We start from the raw sequence: 17669 nt of genomic DNA on the forward strand, positions 1-17669 counted from the left end.
AACCACCCGTTAGACGGGTGGTCATGATTTATTCTTCTGCTCGGTCTTCTGTAAATTGACTATTGTAGAGGTCTGCATAGAAACCACCTTGAGCCATAAGCTCTTCATGATTGCCTTGCTCAATGATGTTTCCTTCTTTCATGACCAGAATCAAGTCAGCATTGCGGATCGTTGACAAGCGATGGGCAATCACAAAGGATGTGCGTCCCTCCATCAAACGGTCCATAGCCTTTTGAATCAACTCCTCCGTACGAGTATCGACTGAGGATGTTGCTTCGTCCAGAATCAAGAGCGGAGCATCCTTGAGCAGAGCACGAGCAATGGTCAAGAGTTGTTTCTGTCCGACTGACAGGGTCACTGTATCATCCAAAACAGTATCGTATCCATCAGGTAAGGTTGTGATGAAGTGGTGGATTCCTACTGCTTTGGCAGCTTCAATAACACCTTCATCACTGATACCTGTTTGATTGTAGATGAGATTGTCACGAATGGTTCCTTCAAAGAGCCAGGTATCCTGCAAGACCATTGAAAAGGCATCGTGTACTTCTGAGCGCTTCATAGCCTTGGTATCTACACCATCAATGCGAATACTCCCCTTATCAATCTCATAGAATTTCATCAAGAGGTTAACAATGGTCGTCTTCCCAGCTCCAGTTGGTCCAACAATGGCAACCTTTTGACCTGCATGAGCTGTCGCAGAAAAGTCGTGAATGATCGTTCGCTCCGGTGTGTAGCCAAATGAAACTCTGTCGAAGATTACTTCACCCTTCATGTTGGTCAATTGTCTTTCCTTATGAGATTCATCTTCCATTTCTTCTTCACCTAGAAATTCGAAGACACGAGTCATGGCTGCACTAGCTTGTTGTAAGCTGGTAATTCCTTGGGCAATCTGTGATAAGGGTTGCGAGAAGGTTCGAACATAAACCATGAAGGCTACAATAATCCCGATACTGATATACCCTTCAAGAGCTAGGACTGCACCGACGATGATTACCAAAACATAGCTAAAGTTTCCAACAAAGATCATTGCTGGCATCATGATTCCAGAAATAAATTGAGATTTCCAAATACTATCATGTAGGTCTTGATTCAATCCTGCGAATGTTTCTTTAGTGGTGTCCACAGCGTTATAGCTGGTCACCACATTGTGACCTGAGTACATTTCTTCCACATAACCATTGACAGCTGCTAGATTGTTTTGTTGAGCTTTAAAGTAGCCTTGTGACTTGGCCATAATGACTGAAACAGCCGCAAAACCTACAAGGGTTGAAACAACTGTTACCAATGCCAAAATCCAGTTCATGCCAAACATGGTAATCAAAACAGCGATTAGCAAGAAGCTAGCTGAGATAACGGTCCCTAGACTTTGGTTGAGGGATTGTGCTGCTGTATCAACGTCATTGGTCACACGAGAAAGGGTGTCCCCTTGAGAATGACGGTCAAAATAAGCAAGTGGCAGACGATTAATTTTTTCAGCAATGGCCGTCCGCAAGCGTTTTGAAAAATGTTGGATACTCGTTGAAAAGATATAGGCTTGCGTATAGTTGAGAATGGCACCAAGCACATACAAAACAGCTAAAAAGCTGGCGATACTTGACACAGCTACCAAATCGATTTCTGTAGCCAAACCATCTGAAATCAAGTTGGTGATTTCCTTAATCTTAGTTGGTCCATAAACAGTGACAATACTTGAACATACAGCAGCCACGACAGCTACTAGTAGAGGAAGTTGGAGACCTGCTAGAAAAGGTTTGTATTGTTTCCAAAGGGACGTCTTCTTATTTTCCATGTTCCAATTCCTCCTTCGATAGTTGTGAATAGGCAATTTCTTGGTAAACTTCGTTGGTTGCAAGAAGTTCCTTGTGGGTGCCTTGCCCCACGACTTTACCTTGATCCAATACTAAGATCAGGTCTGCATCCATGATTGTTGAAATACGTTGGGCAACGATTAACTTAGTCATAGATTGCGTTTTTTCAGCTAGTTCTTGGCGCAAGATACGGTCTGTCTTGTAGTCCAAGGCTGAGAATGAATCATCAAAAATGAGAATCTCTGGCTTACGAGCCAAGGCACGCGCAATGGCCAAACGTTGTCTTTGTCCTCCTGAGAAGTTGGTCCCACCTTGGGCCACTTCGGAGTCTAGGCCTGCTTCCTTATCCTCTATAAAATTCTTAGATTGAGCCAATTCCAAAGCTTGCCACATGGCAGTCTCACTTAGTGGCGTTTCTGGACTCTTACCAAAGTCTAGATTCCCCTTGACATCTCCTGAGAATAGAACAGCTTTTTGTGGGATATAGCCGACTTTATTCCGCAAGTCTTCCAAGTCATAATCCTGCACATTGACGCCGTCTACTAGGATTTCCCCATCAGATACATCATAAAAACGAGGCAAGAGGTTCACAAGCGTAGATTTACCAGAACCAGTTGATCCGATAAAGGCAACTGTTTGACCAGCTTCTGCCTTGAAGCTAACATGTTCCACAACTGCTTCTGAGTTTTTAGAATAGCGGAAGGTGACATCACGGAATTCCACTTGACCTTTTACAGATGCTTCTGCAGTCTGTGGTTGACTAGGATTTTCAATAGAAGAATGCAAGTCTAGCACTTGATTGATACGTCCTGCAGAAACCAAGGTACGAGGAAGGACGATAAAAAGAGCACCCATGAGCAAGAAGCCCATCACGACCTGCATGGCATAAGACATGAAGACCACCATATCACTAAAGAGTGGTAGACGGTCTGTCAGGCTAGCATCATTGATGATATAGGCACCAATCCAATAAATGGCTAGACTCAAACCGCTCGAAATCGCCATCATAATAGGATTCATAATAGCCATCAAACGGTTGACAAAGAGATTGAGACGAGTCACCTCATCATTGGCCTCTTCAAATTTCTTATCTTGATAATCTTCAGCATTGTAAGCACGAACCACTCGTATCCCTGTCAAGCTTTCACGAGTGATACTATTGAGTTTATCTGTCAATTTCTGGATGACAGATTGTTTTGGAAAGGCTAGAGTCATGAGAACTGTTGTCATCAGAACATTGACGATAACAGCAACCACTACTGCCCAGAGCCAGTATTCAGATTTGCCAAGGATTTTTCCAATGGCCCAGATAGCCATAATAGGCCCTCGAGTGACCACTTGGAGTCCCATAGTAAAGAGCATTTGAATCTGCGTAATATCATTGGTCGTCCGAGTCAAAAGACTAGGAATAGAGAATCGTTTGATTTCTGTCTGAGAATAATCCAAGACACGATTAAAAATATCACTACGCAGATGAGCCGTGTAGGATGCTGCAACGCGAGCTGCAAAAAATCCAACTGTGACAGATGATAGGAAGGCCAAGAGTGACAAGCCCATCATCTTAATAGCTGGTGACCAAAGTGCATCCAACTGCGTCCCTGGTGTTCCAAGTAATGCAGTAATTTCTGAAATGTAAGTCGGTACTTCTAACTCTAGATAGACCGAGAAACAGGTAAAGAGTACAGTCAGGAGAATCATTCCCCACTCTTTTCCTGTGATACGCTTAGCGAGTTTCTTCATCTTCCCCTCCTATTTTTTCTACATTGGCTTGTAGTTGAGCCATGACTTCCTCAAAAATAGCTAGTTTTTCCTCAGATACTCCATCGAGTAAACTGCGGTCAATTCGATCAAAGAAAGACTTGACCTGCTTCATTTGAGAGCGAGATTTTTCAGTCAAATGAACAAATTTTGCCCGTTTATCACTTGGACTTGCCTCCAACTCCACCAAACCATTTTGCACCATGCGCTTCACTAAATTACTGGCAACTGACTTGGTGACATTGAGTTCTTGTTCAATATCCTTGATAAGCGTCAATTCTTGATCCTGCTCACGGCAGTCTAAAAAACGAAGGACCTGCCCTTGCGGTCCACCCATAAATTCAATACCACAACGCTTAGCTTCCTTTTGCACCATAAGGTGAACCTGATGACCAAAACGTTTAAAAGCTAACATCGGCTTATCCATGATTGCTCCTTTTTACACATAAATAGTTCTCACGAGAACCAATTGGTTTCCATGGGAACTATTTTATCATTTTCAAATAAGATGTCAAGAAAAAAGTTTCCTTGAGAACTATCTAAGCAGAAATTGACATAAGCTCTTATTTTATCTATAATAAACACTATCTCACAAAGATACGAATCCAGTTTACTAGAAATGAGAAATTCACACATGAAACAAAAAGAACAGAAACTCTTAGGAATCCTTGCCATCATCTTTGGAGCCCTGGCGCTTCTTGGTTCTTGGATACCTATCGTCAACATCCTATCATTTTTCCTTGCCATTGCCACTTTGATTTTAGGAGTTTTTGGTATTGCCATCAATATCAGAAACCGTAAAACATTGGCTATCATCGGAACAACCTTAGGTCTTATTTCCATTGTCCTTGTTTTAATAACTCAAGTTCTATCTACTAATATCTTTACTGATTTCGCCAGAACCTTTAGTCACCCCTATAGAAACATCACTTTTTCAACTAATACTGAGGAGTATGATGAACTTCCTGATAGTAGTACAGGTGAGGAAGATGATGAGGAAGATACTGAATTCTTCACTTGGAGCCAGGAACAGTTCGATGCCTTGGTAGAAGGGGACACTTCTAATAGCGGGAAGGGAGGCAGCAACTACAAAGATATTATCAGGAAACACGGAATCCCAGATTCAGAAACAGATTCAGTTATGGGAGACTATGAAATAAAAAGAATCACCTATCTCTCCATCAGTTCAGATCCTAAGACAGTTGTGCTCACGTTTGTTAAGCAGGAAAATGGCCAGTTTCTTCTAATCCGTAAATTTGCTGTCGGACTGGACCGAAAAGAACAATCTAATTCTGGAGTGAAAGTTTAACATAACTAAAAAGGTGCCGGGAATAACAATCGGTAGACCAAGTCTCGATTTCTAAATCCCAACACCAGGATATTTCCACAATCCATTGGATTATGGACAATTATAGATTGCTAATAACGTTTTGAGCAAAAGAAATCTTTGTCTCTTTCTTACCCCTTTTGTCATAACAAGATAAACAAACCCCTTGAAAATATTGAATGTTCAAAGGGGTTATTTTTATTCTTAGAATCCGTCTACGTTTGTGTAGATTTTTTGTACGTCTTCGTCGTCTTCAAGGACTCCGTAGAGTTTTTCAAATGTTTCCAAATCTTCACCTGACAACTCAACTTCTGATTGAGGAATCATTTCCAATTCAGTTACTTGGAATTCTTCAATACCAGATTCACGCAAAGCAACGATAGCCTTGTGAAGATCAGTTGGAGCTGTGTAAACAGTGATTGTTCCTTCTTCTGCTTCTACATCGTCTACATCGACATCTGCTTCAAGCAAGAGTTCAAAGATAGCATCAGCATCTTCACCTGCAAAGACGATAACACCTTTGTTGTCAAATAGGTAAGATACAGAACCTGAAGCTCCCATGTTCCCACCGTTTTTACCAAAGGCAGCACGCACGTTGGCAGCTGTACGGTTAACGTTTGAAGTCAAAGTATCAACGATCAACATAGAACCATTTGGTCCGAATCCTTCGTAACGTCCTTCTGTAAAGGTTTCGTCTGTGTTTCCTTTTGCTTTATCGATAGCTTTATCAATAACGTGTTTTGGCACTTGCGCTTGTTTGGCACGATCGATAACGAATTTCAAAGCAGTGTTTAGTTCTGGATCTGGCTCACCTTTTTTAGCTGCTACATAGATTTCTACACCAAATTTTGCATATACTTTAGAGTTAGCTCCATCTTTAGCCGTTTTCTTAGCTACGATATTGGCCCATTTACGTCCCATTAGGAATCTCCTTTTTTCACATTTTAATCTTTCTTATTATAACACAAGTCTATCCGATTTTCACTAGAGGAAACGGATTTTCTTTAGTAAATTAAGCTAGGATTTCCCGCCAGTAGCCAAGAGTTTTTTGCCTTCTTTGATCCATGGATGTTTGGAAAGTGAGAAGTAAAGTTGGGCAGTCATAACTAGCCAGAGAAGGGGCTCACATAGAATCACACCTGTATAACCTATCCAAGGAATAATCCAAGCGACGAAAATAATTTTCCCAAAAAACTCGATAAAGCTTGATACAAGTGGCAAGAATTTTTGACCGAGACCCTGCAAGCTATTTCTATAGATCAATAAAAGACTCAAAAACGGATAGAATACCGAACTGATGCGTAGGTACAAAGCCCCATTTTCAATCAAGTAACCGTCTGTCGAACTCGCTAGGAAAGAAACCAGGCTAGGACTTGCAAAAAATAGGAATACACAAGCAAAGCTTGCCCAAGCCATACTGATATAACTCCCTAGTCGAAGACCGTGGACAATGCGATCTGGACGTTTTGCACCAAAGTTTTGAGAGATAAAAGTCGTCATCGATGCTGAGATAGCCGTCATTGGCAATAAGGCAAAGGCCATGATTCGGCGTGCTGCTGTCTGAGCACTGATAATGACTGCTCCAAAACTATTGACAGAGGATTGCAAAATAACACTTCCGACAGAGACGATTGAACCCATCAAGCCCATGGCTAGCCCCTGCTCCAAAAGATCAATATAGAGGGCCTTATTCCATTTAAAATCCTTCAACCTAGGAAGGAGCTCTGGAACACTCTTTCGGATATAGAAATAACAAAGGATAGCTGACAAACCCTGGGATATAATGGTTGCAAGACCTGCAGACTGAACTCCCAACTGCAATTGTGTAATAAAATACAAATCCAGAATGACATTAACGATGGCTGAGAAAATAAGAAAACCAAGCGCAGCAAGGCTATCACCAACAGAGCGTAGCAAACCTGCAAAGAGATTATAAGCAAAGCTAACTCCCACACAGCTGACAATCATGGAGATGTATTCATAGGACTGAGGGAGAATTTCTGCAGGTGTTTCTAGGTACTGTAAGAGTGGATAAAGACCAAAAAAGCCCATCAACATGACAAGCACACTCAAGATAATCCCTAAAATCCAAGTTGCTGCGACAGCTTCCTTAATCTTTTCAAAATTACGAGCGCCATAAAGACGTGCAATAACAACACCCATCCCATTTCCAACACCGAGGGCAAAGCCGATAATCAAGTCAAAGATAGCCGTTGTTGCCCCAACAGCCGCCAAGGAGTCTGGCCCTAGAAAACGTCCAACAATCAAAATATCAGCCGTATTATAAAGTTGCTGAAAGATATTGGACAGTAAAATCGGTAATGCAAAACTAATCAGTGAAGGAAGAATGGGACCATGAATCAGGTCCACCGTTGATTTTTTATTCATAAAGCTTATTATATCAGCTTTCTAGTAGGGGAACAAGAGAGTTTGAATAAGAAAGCGTTGCCTATATACAGACAATCTGGTATAATCATGACAGAAAAGGAGGTTAGGTATGACCTTAACCAGCCAGTTAATTACAGATGTATTCCCAGATCTTGAAAAAGTTGACCAATTAAACAAGGAAGCCTTTCCTGAAGAAGAAAGGGTACCTTTGGAAGAATTTTTACGTTACCAAGATAGGGATGACGCTCACTTTTTCGCTTTTTATAACGAGGAAGAATTTGTTGGCTTCGCTTTTGCTATTGCCAATCAAAAAGCATTCTACATCAGCTTTTTTGCCATTATGCCCCATCTCCGCAGTCATGGCTACGGGAGAGAAATTATTGAAAAACTGATTGATTTTTACCAGCGCACCATGATTCTTGAAGTGGAGCGATTGGACGAAGACTGTGATAATCTTGAACAACGAAAATCTCGCATGGACTTCTACCTACAAAACGGCTTCAAAACAGCTAATGCTTTTTTGGAGTACGAAGGTCTTAGTTTTGAGATTCTATATCGCGGTGACCATTTTGATGAAGAAGCCTACCGTGATATCTTTCAAAAATTACAAGAAGAAAATTATTTTGACTTCCACATCGAGTACCGTCGCTTTAGTGAACACTAGTCTGGATGGCAACCTTGAGTCTCCATTAAAGATTTGTAATTTTCTCTGTAACCAATATACAATCACCTGTCGTAGGTGATTTTTTGTTATTTCAGAATAAATTAAGAAGAAAATTTGATAAAACTTTCCCCAGCACATCATAAATAAGGCTGAAACAATTTTGTCTCAGCCTTATCATGATTTATCTTATAAAGATGTCACAAAGTTTACGCCTCTGTTCCTGCTTCAGGCATAATAACCCATAGAATGATATAAGCAAGCACTCCTGAACCACCTAACAAAGTGAAGAGGATCCAAAGTGCACGAACCAGAGTAGGGTCAATATCAAAATAGTCGGCAAGACCTGCACAAACACCTGCAATTTTTTTATCTTGAACATTACGAACTAAACGTTTTTCCATAACAATCTCCTTATACTAATTTTTCTTTTAATTTATTTTATCATCAAATCAAATCTTTTTCAATAGTCTTTCTACTTTTTATCAGAAGATGCTAGTTTTAGCAAACTATATACTCTCATTGTTTCAGTTCTTTATACTCTTCGAAAATCAAATTCAAACCACGTCAGCGTCGCCTTGTCGTATGTATGGTTACTGACTTCGTCAGTTTCATCTACAACCTCAAAGCAGTGCTTTGAGCAACCTGCGGCTTGCTTCCTAGTTTGCTCTTTGATTTTCATTGAGTATTAGTCCACGATAACAGAAAAAGTGGGGATGCCTCCACCACTTTTACTTTTTAATCTTCAATTTCGATTTCAAGATCATCGCCAAGGTCAAGAGTCACTTCTTGATTGGCTACTTCTGATTCCACAGGTGCAACATTTTCATCGGCCACTGCATCATCTTCAATCAAGCCAAACTTGACACGAACTTGGTGGTCAATCTCGTCAAAGATTTCTGGATGATCTGCCAAGTATTTCTTAGCATTTTCAGAACCTTGACCGATCTTTTCGTCTTTATAAGAGTACCATGCTCCTGCTTTCTTGATGATGTCAAGATCACTTGCAATCTTCAAAAGCTCACCAGTTCTTGAAATCCCTTCACCATACATGATTTCAACAAAGGCTTCTTTAAATGGTGGAGCCACCTTGTTTTTAACAACCTTAATCTTGGTTTCCTTACCTACGCTCGTATCTTTTTGGTCACCAGTTCCCTTGATTTGTGTGCTTCCTCGAACATCCAAACGGACAGAAGCATAAAATTTAAGAGCACGTCCACCAGGAGTTGTTTCTGGATTACCAAACATAACCCCTACTTTTTCACGCAATTGGTTGATAAAGATAGCAATCGTTTTTGTCTTATTGATAGAAGCTCCGAGTTTACGCATAGCCTGGCTCATCATACGAGCTTGAAGACCAACGTGGCTATCTCCGATATCCCCATCGATTTCCGCACGAGGTACAAGGGCAGCAACTGAGTCGATAACAACAAGGTCAACCGCACCTGAGTCAATCAATTTCCCAGCAATTTCAAGACCTTGCTCACCTGAGTCTGGTTGTGACAAGAGCAATTCATCGATATTAACTCCAAGCGCTGCTGCATAAGCTGGATCAAGAGCGTGCTCTGCATCGATAAAGGCAGCAATTCCGCCTTCTTTTTGGGCTTGCGCTACCGCATGAAGGGCTACTGTTGTCTTACCTGATGACTCTGGTCCGTAGATTTCAATGATACGTCCCTTTGGATAACCACCTGATCCGAGTGCGATATCAAGAGCCAAAGAACCTGAACTCATCACTTGAACCTTTTGCTCTGCACGTTCACCCAAGCGCATGATTGACCCTTTACCAAAATCTTTTTCAATCAATTTAAGGGCATCGTTCAAGGCTTTTTCACGATCAGCACCGAATTTTTTGCCAATTTCGTCTAATTTTTTTGTTGGTTTTTTCGCCATTTTATTCTCCTGTATTCTAATAGTCCTTAGACCTTCTTCTATTATAACAAATCTCCAGCACTTAATAAAGCTTTGCGAACTAGGTTAAAGGCATGTAGGACTGCAATTTCTCGCACATCTGCACGACTTCTACCTGCGATATTAGCCTGGATAACTTCTGTACCCGAGGCTTGCGCCAAAGCGATAAAGACTGTACCTGCTGGATGACCTTCTAGGCTATCTGGTCCAGCCACTCCTGTCAAACTAATTCCAAAATCTGACTGGGTCTTGATTCGCGCCTGTTCAGCCATTTTTTCAGCAGTAAAAGCCGATACAACTCCATATTTTTCCAATTCAGCCTGTGGAATATCAAGCATTTTTGCTTTTTCTTCAAGGCTATAAGTCACAAAACCACCTTTAAAAATAGCAGATACACCTGAAAAATCTGCCAAAGTAGCTTGAAAAAGACCTGCAGTCAAGCTTTCTGCTGCAGTGATGGTTTTCTTTTGCTTTTTCAACTCTTCTACTACCAGGCTAGCCAAGCTGGTTTCTTCCCCATAGCCATAGCAAATTTCTCGAAGTGAAACACCCTCAAAGGTTTCTCTTTCAAGGATTTTTTGTTCTAAAATATCTAGAACACGATCCGCTTCTTCTTGACTCTTAGCCTTGGTCGATAAGCGAAGGGTCACTTCCCCAGTTTTAGCATAAGGTGCCAAGGTTGGATCCGTCTGCTGGTCAATCAAATCTGATAGAATGGTCACTAGCTGGCTCTCACCAATCCCAAAAAAACGTAGCACACGTGAATAGAGCATAGAGCCCGTTGTCAATCTCGGAAGCAACTCATTTAAGACCATAGGTTTCAATTCACTTGGAGGTCCTGGTAGAACGACGTAGGTTACCCCAGCCACCTCGATCAGGCCACCGACTGCCAGCCCTGTTTCGTTTGGTAATGGAGTTGAACCTTGAACGATTTGAGCCTGGCGTTCATTATTTGGAGTTCTAGCATAGTCTGGTCGGTGAGCAAAAAAGTCATCCAGCTTAGCCTGAGCCTGAGGATCAAAAGTCAAGTCACGTCCTAAAAATTGGGCTAAAGTTTGCTTGGTCAAATCATCTTCCGTTGGCCCCAAGCCACCTGTTAAAATAACTAGACTACTACGATTCTGAGCAATTTCTAACAAGGATAAGAGACGAGCCTCGTTATCTCCTACGGCCGTCTGAAAATAGACATCTACACCGATTTCAGCCAACTTTTCAGACAAGAATTGCGCATTGGTATTGACAATCTGACCTGTCAAAATCTCTGTTCCAACAGCTATAATTTCTGCTTTCATTTTTTCCTCCTACTTACCTATTCGGATTTCTTTGAAAAAATCGCAGGATAATTCCTACGATTTGATGAATAGTTTCCTATTATTCTAATTCTTCTACTGCAACACTAGTAGATTGAGGCAACTGACCCTGACCATAAAGATTCTCATACAAGACTACATTAGTCTCCAAATTCGTAACCTCTGGTTGCCCGAGCGAACGGCGTAAAAGATTTTGCATCTCTAACATATGCTCAGATGTCACGATTTGGTAAGATGTCCCTTGAAGCATTGCATCTTCTCCACGCAATTGTTGAGACTCAATATTTTTAAATGAATCTTGATAACCCATCAACTGAGGAATCGTTGTCGTTGTAATTTCGATATTTGTCTGCATATTATCGCTAAGAGCCTTCAGAATCTCTTGATAGTGACTCACACTATTCAAACTAAGAATCTTCTCGACAACTTTTTGAATCACTTCACGCTGACGTTTTTGACGACCATAGTCTCCTTCTGGATCCTGATAACGCATACGTGAATAAACAAGGGCTTCTTCACCATTTAGCTTCTGTTCGCCAACACCGATAGAAATCGTATTAAATGGTTCCTGATCTTGGATAGAGATTGGGAAACCTAGAGTGTTGTTCACTGTAATACCACCCACAGCATCAACCATTCTTTGAAGTCCATGCATATTGACCATCACATAGCGGTCGATATGGATATTCATCATTTTTTGAATCGTTGAAATAGACAACTCTGCTCCACCATTGGCATAGGCGGCATTGAGTTTAGCCTCTATTACACTACCATCTGGCTGCTGGATTTGTGTGAGAATATCACGCTCCAAACTCATCATGACTGTCTTCTTGGTTTTAGGATTCACCGTCACCAAGATCATTGAATCACTATTACCAGCCCATGGATCTGTACGTTCAACATTCCCTGTGTCCACGCCCATAAGCAAAATCGTCAGAGGTTCGGTCGCTTCAATGACCTTGGTTTCTTCACCGATTTTTTTATAGGTTTTAGCCAAAGTCTGTGTACTCTGTTGGTAGATCGTATAGGCATAAGCTCCCACACCAAGTACTGTCACAAGAACAAAGCCTAAAAACATTCCGATTATCTTTTTTGCCATACTTTTATTCATCTATCAGTTGACCCATCAGGTAAACATCTAGAAACTCTCCTCCTTCTATACAAGCGCCACGTTCCTGTAATCCTTCTATGATAAAGCCCATTTTTTCATACAGATGCACCGCAGCAAGATTTCTTTTTTGAACTGTCAATTGTAGACGTCGAATACTATCACTTGATTTGGCCCATTCAATAGCTTCTTCCATCAGGACACTACCGAGACCATTTCCCCAGTAAGCTTTTTTTATTCCTAAAAAGACATCTCCAATATGACGGACTCGTGGACGTTGATCAGCTGTTATATTGATGATTCCTACTAACTCATCATTCAAAAAAGCGAGTAGGGTAATTTGATTATCCGACTGGGCCTGCTTGTCCAAAAAATGTTGCATCTCAGACTCAGTCATTGCAATTCCATTTTCATCCAGACTGGTAAAATTAGACTCTTGACCAATCTGATCCAAGAGAGCAATGACTTCTGAAGCATCCTGGGTTTCCGCTTCACGGATTAAAAGATCATACTCCATCCGTCAATCCTTTCAAAAGTTCTGTCGCTCTTTGGCCATGAGCATGAAAGACGATTTCTCGGCCCTCATCTTTTTTAAGGATTTCTAACTCCAGATAATCTGATGGAAGATTTTCCCCCAATAGATGTCCCCACTCAATAACCGTTACACCTGAACCAAAAAGAAATTCATCCAAGTCGATAGAATCTGCATCCCCTTCGATGCGATAAACATCTAAGTGATACAAGGGTAGACGTCCTTCATATTCTCTAACAATGGTATAAGTAGGACTCTTAATCATTTGATGAATGCCTAATCCCTTAGCCAGACCCTTTGTTAGCGTTGTTTTCCCAGCACCTAATTCACCAGTCAAAATCAACACATCATTTTGTTCTAACAAGTGCCCTAGCTTTTCCCCAAGTGCAACCAACTCATCTTCATTTTTTGTGTACATGTAATTATTATACCAAAAAGTTTTATTTTGTGATATTTCCATCAACAAAAAAAGGGGGAGACTCCCCTCTTTTTTAGTTTTTGTCATTAGTTAAGAGCCATACTGATGTAGTTCAAGATAAACAAGGCATCCAAAATCCAAATCATGACATGCACATCTTTCACTTGACCTTTGACAACCTTCGTCAAAGTATAAGTTAAGAAACCAACGGCAATCCCTTGTGTGATTGAGTAGCTGAATCCCATAAAGATAGATGTGAAGAAAGCTGGAACAGCTTCAGCCATATCATCCCAAGGAATGTTTTTCAAGTTAGAGAGCATCATAATTCCGACGATAATCAAAATTGGTGCTGTCGCAGCTGAAGGTACAATAGCTAGAAGTGGGCTAAAGAAGCTTGATAAGGCAAAACAGATCGCAACTACTAAAGCTGTCAAACCTGTACGTCCACCAGCACCAATACCTGCTGCTGATTCGATATAAGTCGTAACGTTTGAAGTACCTGCAATGGCACCAACTGAAGTTGCCACCAAGTCAGAGTAAAGAGCTTTATCCAATTTAGCTGACTCATGGTTTTCACCACTTGTTGCAATGATACCAACTTTTTCACCAGTACCGATAAGAGTACCGATAGTATCAAAAATATCTGTCAATGAGAAAGCAAGAATGGCCATCAAGGTTTCTGGCAAACGAGAAGTGTTTGAAATCAGAGATCCCAATCCTTCTGAACCAAGAGCAGCACCAAACAAAGTTCCTAGGTCGTTAACTGCTGATGAAAGATTGTTGCTTGCAAAGTCAATGCTAGACAAATCAACAAGACCAACAGCAATCGCAAGAACTGTCGTTGTCAAAATAGAAAGGATGATACCGCCTTTGATTCCCTTAACAACGAAGAAGATAGTAATGGCAAGACCTGCAAGAGCTACCAAGACAGCTGGAGTGTTGAAGTCTACCAATCCTGGAACAGCTGCTGAGTTTGCAGTAAGTGCTGCTTGAGCCTTATCTGCTCCTTCACCTGCTACTGTATAAGTACCCGGGTCAATCGAGAATTTCAAGAGACCAGCATTCTTAATTCCAACATAAGCAAGGAAAACCCCAATACCAGCTGAAATCGCTGAACGAAGTGTTGTAGGAATAGACTCAATAATCATTTTACGAACATTGGTCAATGTAATAATCAATGAAATAATCCCGCAGATGAAGACCATCCCAAGAGCTTCTTGCCATTTATAACCCATCCCAAATACAACGGTAAATGTGAAGAAGGCATTGAGTCCCATACCTGGAGCTTGCGCATATGGTAAGTTAGCATAGAAGGCCATCATCAAAGTCCCCACAACAGAACCAATGATTGTAGCCAAGAAGACACCTTGAACAGGCATTCCTGTTTGTGAAAGCATTTGAGGATTTACAAAGAGAATATAACTCATTGCAAAGAAAGTTGTTAAACCAGCAAGCACCTCTGTACGGACATCTGTCCCGTGCTCTTTTAGTTTAAATAGTTTGTCCATTTTTAATCTCCTTTGTCATTTTACGAACAATACTACCATTATATCACCAATCATTCATCTTTTCAAGATGTTTTTTCTAATTTTAAAAATTCTTATGAGATATTATTCTCCCTATTTTCGCTTATTATCAGCTTTTCTAGTCACTTTCTGATATAATAGAAAACATCTTATCTGAAACTAGATTCGGGAGGATTTTATGACTAAAAAAATGATTGCCGTCGATTTGGACGGAACCTTGCTCAACTCTGAAAGCAAACTTTCTGATTTTACTATTGAAACGATTAAGAAAATCTCTAAAAAAGGCCACCAAGTTGTTATCGCAACTGGTCGCCCTTATCGTATGGCTAAAGATTTTTATGATCAGCTTGAACTTGAAACGCCTATGATTAACTTCAATGGTTCGCTCACTCACCTGCCTGGTAAGGTTTGGGAGCATGAAAAATGCCTGACTGTTGATAAAAAATATCTCTTAGATATGGTTCAACGAAAAGAGAAAATCGAGGCAGACTTTATCGCTGGTGAATACCGTAAAAAGTTTTACATTACGGCTCCAGACAAAGAGATTGCCGACCCTAGGTTGTTTGGTGTTGAAAACTTCAGACCTGAAAATCAATTTAATTCCGAACTTGTCACCAAGAATCCTAACTGCATTTTATTGCAGACTCGTGCAAGTGACAAATATGCACTAGCTGAAGAGATGAACAGCTTCTACAAGCACCAACTCAATATTAACACTTGGGGTGGCCCTTTGAACATTCTCGAATGTACTCCCAAAGGAGTTCACAAGGCCTTTGCCCTTGAATATCTTCTCAATGTCATGAATATAGACAAACAGAATTTGATTGCCTTTGGTGACGAACACAATGACCAAGAAATGCTTTCTTTTGCAAGTAAAGGCTATGCCATGAAAAATGCTAATCCTGCTCTGTTACCTTTCGCAGACGAGCAATTACCATTGACCAATGAAGAAGATGGCGTCGCTCACTTTTTACAGGAACGATTTCTTTAATTTCACTCATTCTATACTTTTGGGGTAGGCATTAGCTACCTTAAGAGTATGGAATTTTTTTGAGCTCAAAGTCAATAAAAAAAGGATTTGAATCCGTCTTTTACAGATCCAAATCCCAACAAATGATGTCTATTTCTTTAAAACGATACGATCTGAAGCCTCACGGTCCATGTCATCGATAATAATCTGGTTCTCTTCTGCCACATAAATCTTGATATCGTCTCCAATAAAGACTCTCTGATTTTCTGGTTCAAAGGTCACCTTCTTCACCTCTTGATCTCCGTTCGCTTCAACTTCTGTCCACGTTCCGGTATTTCCAGTGACTACAAGAGTAATGCTATCACCCTCGTCTTGTCCCTTGTAGGTCCCATCTATATTAGTAGTTGTGTCAGTCTTTGCACTAGTAGTAGAACTAGAAGTACTGGTTTCTGATACTTGACTAGTGCTCACTTCAGAGCTAGGACTTGCTTGGGATGACGGCGCCGACTTCGTTGTTGGCGAACAAGCAACTAAGAGACTAAGACTTGCCACAGTAGCAAGAGAAAGTGTAAATTTTTTTAGTGACATAATGTCTCCTTTCTTTCAGGAGCTAAAGGCAGAAAAACTGCAGAACTATTCTACTTATACTATATCAAATAAAGGAAACAAGGTCAATCAAGCAACTATGTTTTTATAAGGTAGGCACGAACTTCAGATATAAAATAGAGGGAACCTGTAACAAACAGTAAGTCTTTCTCACCTGCAGACTTTTCAAAATCATCTATAAAGTCTCGATAGGAAGCAACTCTATGATAGTCGCTCAAATCTTTCTCCTCCAAAGATCCCTGATAGTCAAAGCTCGTCACATAGAGAGATGTATCAGGTAAATGATCTGTCAGATAACCAAGCATGCCACTGTAATCTTTACGCTTTAAAGCTCCAAAAAGGATTTGAGGTTGATATCCTTGCTGAATTTTTTCCTGGATAAATTCAACTAACCGCTCCAAGGCTGGTAGATTGTGGGCACCATCTAGATAAATGTGCTCCGTAACAGCTTCTAGCCTCCCAGCCCAGCTGGTTGTTTTCATAGCAAACCGGACAGCTTTCTCATTGACCTTTTCACCTCTCTCTGTCATAAACAACAGAAATGCTTGCAAAGCAAGGGCGGCATTTTCCTCTTGATAAGCTCCTTCCAAACCTAGTTTTAGTCGGGACAAGTTCGCAATAGAAGAAGAAAAATGACCATTCTTGAAAGAAAAATCTCGGTCAGCTTGGTAGAGAGTTACATCTAAATCTTCTGCTATCTTTTGACAAACGAGCTGGGCTTCAGGAGCTAAGTTTGCAATCACTGCTACTCTTTCTGGCTTAAAAATTCCTGCTTTCTGTTCAGCGATTTCTTCCAGACTATTTCCCAAGGTCTCCTGGTGATCTAGGCCGATTGATGTAATAACTGCAATCTCTCCAGTCACCACATTAGTGGTATCAAGAAGGCCACCAATCCCAACTTCTAATAGAACTAGATCAACCCCTTGTTCTTTAAAATAAAGTAAAGCAATCACTGTTAACAATTCAAAAAAAGACAATTGATCATGTGTCTCTAGAAGTCTTTGCTCCATTTCCTTAACTTGATTTGCCAAACGGATAAAGTCTGCGTCCGATATGGGTTGACCATTGATACAAATCCGATCATGGATGCTAACAATGTGGGGTGAAGTAAAGGTCCCCACCTTCTTACCATGAGAAACAAAGAGTTCTCTCATAAAGGCAATGGTTGACCCCTTGCCATTAGTTCCTGTAACATGGATAATAGGATAGGCTTGCTCAGGGTTTTCCAGCAAGTCTACCGCTCTCTGCATACGCCCCAAACCTGATCTAAAGTTTAAACCGATTCGACTATGAAGCCATTTTTCTACTTCAAACACGCTTAATCTCCTTAATCCTTAATCATGACC

At 40.8% G+C, this 17669-nt stretch carries 17 protein-coding genes; 3 read left to right on the forward strand and 14 right to left on the reverse strand.

Annotation, left to right across the window (positions count from 1 at the left end; all coding sequences use genetic code 11):
• Nucleotides 1-28: 28 nt before the first annotated feature.
• Genes HMPREF2619_RS03005 through HMPREF2619_RS03015 form a run of 3 tightly spaced genes read right to left on the reverse strand, consistent with a single transcriptional unit; the run spans nt 29 to nt 3993 of the window.
• Nucleotides 29-1789, reverse strand: a complete 1761-nt coding sequence (locus HMPREF2619_RS03005; RefSeq protein ID WP_070458910.1) for an ABC transporter ATP-binding protein — start codon at nt 1787-1789, stop codon at nt 29-31.
• Nucleotides 1779-3548: an ABC transporter ATP-binding protein gene (locus HMPREF2619_RS03010; RefSeq protein ID WP_070458911.1), complete on the reverse strand. Its 1770-nt coding sequence runs from the start codon at nt 3546-3548 to the stop codon at nt 1779-1781. Before HMPREF2619_RS03010 ends, HMPREF2619_RS03005 begins: the two co-directional genes overlap by 11 nt.
• The gene (locus HMPREF2619_RS03015; RefSeq protein ID WP_070458913.1) at nt 3532-3993 is read right to left on the reverse strand and encodes a MarR family winged helix-turn-helix transcriptional regulator; all 462 of its coding nucleotides are present in this window, start codon (nt 3991-3993) and stop codon (nt 3532-3534) included. The genes HMPREF2619_RS03010 and HMPREF2619_RS03015 overlap by 17 nt, the downstream gene beginning before the upstream one ends.
• Before the next feature lie 207 nt (nt 3994-4200).
• Here HMPREF2619_RS03015 and HMPREF2619_RS03025 point away from each other — a divergent pair, with 207 nt between their 5' ends.
• Nucleotides 4201-4875, forward strand: a complete 675-nt coding sequence (locus HMPREF2619_RS03025) for a CD20-like domain-containing protein (protein WP_070458917.1) — start codon at nt 4201-4203, stop codon at nt 4873-4875.
• 222 nt (nt 4876-5097) lie between these two features.
• Here HMPREF2619_RS03025 and HMPREF2619_RS03030 read toward each other — a convergent pair whose 3' ends face one another.
• Both HMPREF2619_RS03030 and HMPREF2619_RS03035 read right to left on the reverse strand, forming a co-directional pair.
• Nucleotides 5098-5814 carry a YebC/PmpR family DNA-binding transcriptional regulator gene (locus HMPREF2619_RS03030; protein ID WP_045762594.1) on the reverse strand — a complete coding sequence of 239 codons (717 nt, stop codon included), beginning with the start codon at nt 5812-5814 and terminating at the stop codon, nt 5098-5100.
• A gap of 96 nt (nt 5815-5910) precedes the next feature.
• Nucleotides 5911-7281: an MATE family efflux transporter gene (locus HMPREF2619_RS03035; RefSeq protein WP_070458919.1), complete on the reverse strand. Its 1371-nt coding sequence runs from the start codon at nt 7279-7281 to the stop codon at nt 5911-5913.
• A gap of 109 nt (nt 7282-7390) precedes the next feature.
• On the opposite strand from HMPREF2619_RS03035, the gene HMPREF2619_RS03040 reads away from it, so the two are divergent.
• A complete protein-coding gene (locus HMPREF2619_RS03040; protein WP_070458920.1) occupies nt 7391-7945 on the forward strand; it encodes a GNAT family N-acetyltransferase in 555 nt (184 codons plus the stop codon).
• 206 nt (nt 7946-8151) lie between these two features.
• Here HMPREF2619_RS03040 and HMPREF2619_RS03045 read toward each other — a convergent pair whose 3' ends face one another.
• From HMPREF2619_RS03045 to HMPREF2619_RS03080, 7 genes are all read right to left on the reverse strand, one after another.
• Nucleotides 8152-8346, reverse strand: a complete 195-nt coding sequence (locus HMPREF2619_RS03045) for a PspC domain-containing protein (RefSeq protein ID WP_000415530.1) — start codon at nt 8344-8346, stop codon at nt 8152-8154.
• Nucleotides 8347-8680: 334 nt separating this feature from the next.
• Nucleotides 8681-9835, reverse strand: coding sequence for a recombinase RecA (recA, locus tag HMPREF2619_RS03055; RefSeq protein ID WP_070458923.1), 1155 nt, complete (start codon nt 9833-9835; stop codon nt 8681-8683).
• A gap of 41 nt (nt 9836-9876) precedes the next feature.
• On the reverse strand, nt 9877-11145 hold the full coding sequence (locus tag HMPREF2619_RS03060) for a competence/damage-inducible protein A (RefSeq protein ID WP_070458926.1): 1269 nt from the start codon (nt 11143-11145) through the stop codon (nt 9877-9879).
• A gap of 79 nt (nt 11146-11224) precedes the next feature.
• The gene (brpA, locus tag HMPREF2619_RS03065) at nt 11225-12262 is read right to left on the reverse strand and encodes a glycopolymer--peptidoglycan transferase LytR (RefSeq protein ID WP_049502894.1); all 1038 of its coding nucleotides are present in this window, start codon (nt 12260-12262) and stop codon (nt 11225-11227) included.
• 4 nt (nt 12263-12266) lie between these two features.
• Complete coding sequence (locus tag HMPREF2619_RS03070) at nt 12267-12788, reverse strand: GNAT family N-acetyltransferase (protein ID WP_049502851.1); 522 nt, start codon at nt 12786-12788, stop codon at nt 12267-12269.
• The gene (gene tsaE / locus HMPREF2619_RS03075) at nt 12778-13221 is read right to left on the reverse strand and encodes a tRNA (adenosine(37)-N6)-threonylcarbamoyltransferase complex ATPase subunit type 1 TsaE (RefSeq protein ID WP_070458934.1); all 444 of its coding nucleotides are present in this window, start codon (nt 13219-13221) and stop codon (nt 12778-12780) included. The genes HMPREF2619_RS03070 and tsaE overlap by 11 nt, the downstream gene beginning before the upstream one ends.
• Nucleotides 13222-13307: 86 nt before the next feature.
• Nucleotides 13308-14729 (reverse strand): NCS2 family permease, encoded by a 1422-nt coding sequence (locus HMPREF2619_RS03080; protein WP_070458928.1) that lies wholly within the window; start codon nt 14727-14729, stop codon nt 13308-13310.
• Between the two features lie 196 nt (nt 14730-14925).
• Between HMPREF2619_RS03080 and HMPREF2619_RS03085 the strand changes: the two genes are divergently transcribed.
• Nucleotides 14926-15738: a Cof-type HAD-IIB family hydrolase gene (locus HMPREF2619_RS03085; RefSeq protein ID WP_070458930.1), complete on the forward strand. Its 813-nt coding sequence runs from the start codon at nt 14926-14928 to the stop codon at nt 15736-15738.
• Nucleotides 15739-15867: 129 nt separating this feature from the next.
• Here the strand turns inward: HMPREF2619_RS03085 and HMPREF2619_RS03090 are convergent, their stop codons facing one another.
• Together HMPREF2619_RS03090 and HMPREF2619_RS03095 are read right to left on the reverse strand one after the other, a co-directional pair.
• Entirely contained in the window at nt 15868-16305 is a 438-nt protein-coding gene (locus HMPREF2619_RS03090) for an SP_0198 family lipoprotein (protein ID WP_060955123.1), read from the reverse strand.
• A 95-nt stretch (nt 16306-16400) separates the two neighbouring features.
• Entirely contained in the window at nt 16401-17639 is a 1239-nt protein-coding gene (locus HMPREF2619_RS03095) for a bifunctional folylpolyglutamate synthase/dihydrofolate synthase (protein WP_070458932.1), read from the reverse strand.
• Nucleotides 17640-17669: the final 30 nt, after the last annotated feature.

Origin of the sequence: Streptococcus sp. HMSC074B11 (genome assembly GCF_001808705.1) — a bacterium.
Classification (GTDB): Bacteria; Bacillota; Bacilli; order Lactobacillales; family Streptococcaceae; genus Streptococcus.